The sequence below is a fragment of the Bartonella sp. AP7XZML genome (assembly GCF_042195745.1).
In the GTDB taxonomy this organism is placed as follows: domain Bacteria; phylum Pseudomonadota; class Alphaproteobacteria; order Rhizobiales; family Rhizobiaceae; genus Bartonella.
The window spans coordinates 1-1,894 of record NZ_JBHIOT010000021.1 but is presented as its reverse complement, the minus strand read 5'-3'; the positions used below and the strand labels follow the sequence as shown (position 1 = coordinate 1,894).

Annotated in this window: 3 protein-coding genes and 1 pseudogene; 2 read left to right on the top strand and 2 right to left on the bottom strand. The window is 39.6% G+C overall.

Annotated elements, in window-relative coordinates:
* The first annotated feature begins 440 nt into the window (after nt 1-440).
* Nucleotides 441-974, top strand: a complete 534-nt coding sequence (locus ACFILT_RS02065; protein ID WP_375678639.1) for an antA/AntB antirepressor family protein — start codon at nt 441-443, stop codon at nt 972-974.
* A gap of 50 nt (nt 975-1,024) precedes the next feature.
* Here ACFILT_RS02065 and ACFILT_RS02060 read toward each other — a convergent pair whose 3' ends face one another.
* Both ACFILT_RS02060 and ACFILT_RS02055 read right to left on the bottom strand, forming a co-directional pair.
* Entirely contained in the window at nt 1,025-1,324 is a 300-nt protein-coding gene (locus ACFILT_RS02060) for a BrnA antitoxin family protein (protein WP_375679497.1), read from the bottom strand.
* On the bottom strand, nt 1,245-1,508 hold the full coding sequence (locus tag ACFILT_RS02055) for a BrnT family toxin (RefSeq protein ID WP_375679496.1): 264 nt from the start codon (nt 1,506-1,508) through the stop codon (nt 1,245-1,247). Before ACFILT_RS02055 ends, ACFILT_RS02060 begins: the two co-directional genes overlap by 80 nt.
* Before the next feature lie 84 nt (nt 1,509-1,592).
* On the opposite strand from ACFILT_RS02055, the pseudogene ACFILT_RS02050 reads away from it, so the two are divergent.
* Nucleotides 1,593-1,894 (top strand): annotated as a pseudogene (locus tag ACFILT_RS02050) (hypothetical protein); the annotation flags it as partial.

The following is a 1,894-nucleotide window of genomic DNA, read 5'->3' as shown; positions in this document are numbered from 1 at the left end:
AGCGGGTTGGGTCTGTTGCGGGGCAGGACAGCGCGAACTATCGCTAGCGACAGAATTTTCAAATTGACTGTACATTGTACATATAACACATTGATAAATAACAAATTTAATGTGTACACTGTACAGTATGTGAAACGTTTTCTTAGCAAAAAGTAATTTTTGCCACTTGACAATGTAGCAACAATATGAATAATCGAATCAGGTGCCTAGAAAACACCTGAAAACAACTAGCGGGTGGGTTGCCGAACCAATCTCTTTTCCGCGCATTAAAGACTTTGACTCGTTGTATGCTACAAGCATATAATGATATTGTCGGGTGTGGTTATGCTATACAATACCCTTTATGGGAAAGGCGTAACGACGGGCTAGTTGCCGTGTTTTCTAGCGCCCGGCATCCTCTTCGGATGTCAATAGAAAACCTTAACAACTAGGAGTTCATTATGAACACTCTTATTAAAATTACAGAACAAACAATTGATCAAGAAACTGTTCAAGCAGTAAATGCACGTGAGTTGCATATGTTTTTGAAGGTCACATCTCGTTTTAACGATTGGATCATTAATCGTATTAAAGAATATGGTTTCCTAGAAAATAAGGACTTTGTGAGTTTTACTAAAAATTTAGTAAAACCTAAAAGCGGTCGTCCAAGTACAGAATACCACATCACATTAGACATGGCGAAAGAGCTCTCAATGGTGGAACGTAACGAGAAAGGACGTCAAGCACGCCGTTACTTTATTGAGTGCGAGAAGAAACTAAAAAGCCAATCTGTTGATTATGATAATGATACACGCTTTGATTTGCCAAGTTATTGGGAAGGTATGAACGCTGGTGAAAAAGTTTTGTATCTTCTGGGTCCAATTCATGTTCGTCTTCTTGATACCTTCAGAGTAGATGAAGAAAACAGAAAATACAAAGCTCTCATTAAAGAAGCAAAACAAGTCTTAGAAAGATCTGTCGTGAAAGCTGCTTAGCTTAAGACACATCTCCCCTCCCCGTTCTCAACAGTGGGGAGGTGGTTGGTTTAGCTACCACTTGCTTTTTTTAAGACTTCACCCATACGTGTTCGCCAATCTTTTCCTTGTTTTTTAAAAGAGGCAATAACATTTGGGTCGAGACGGAGAGTAACCGCTTGTTTAGGAGATTCAACGGATGGACGCCCACGTTTACGGCGCTCTTCTGTTACATACTTAAAAAAAGAGGCTGGTAAAACGTCTTTAGCTGGCTTTAAGCGTGCAAGTTCTTCATCTGTTAGTGATGGGGAATCCACAGCGTCCCAATCTTCTTTTGTGTAGCCACATCCTGTTTCNGGATATCGCTTCATTGCCAAGCTTTGCAAAAACAATAACTGTTGTGCCATCCGCAAAATGTCCAATAGCCTTCATGCGGTTTGAATGTGTTGCATCAATAAGAGCATGTTCCCAGTCAAAGTAAATAACATCAGCAAAATCAAGCTTATGTTTAACAATGTTTAAAGCTCTTTTTGGTTCATCCCACACTATCTTCATATATTTTATGTACACGAAAAATAAAGCTTTGTCAATAATTAAAGTGTACAATAATTCGTATATACCATTCAAAATGGAGCAACTATGAATAAGAAAACGCGTAAGGGTTTATCGGTTCGTGCATTTGCGAAGAAGATGGGTGTTTCACATAATGCGGTGGTTTCTCGTTTTAAGACAGGGAAATTTGATAAGGCTCTTTTTGAAGATGGTTCTGTCAATGAAGCGCTTGCAACAGCTATCTGGAATGAGAATCCAACAAAACGCCCTGCCCCATTTTTAGCGCCTGATGGTCAAGCGCGGACAAAGATCAAACAAGCCTCTACAGATGGAGCCAATGAATACAAGATAAAACTGGAGCGAATGCAAGTTGCGCTAGCAAAAGAAAA

What these genes read in the sequence shown, in the direction of transcription:
- ACFILT_RS02065 (WP_375678639.1), top strand. Translation starts at nt 441, where the DNA reads ATGAACACTCTTATTAAAATTACAGAACAAACAATTGATCAAGAAACT.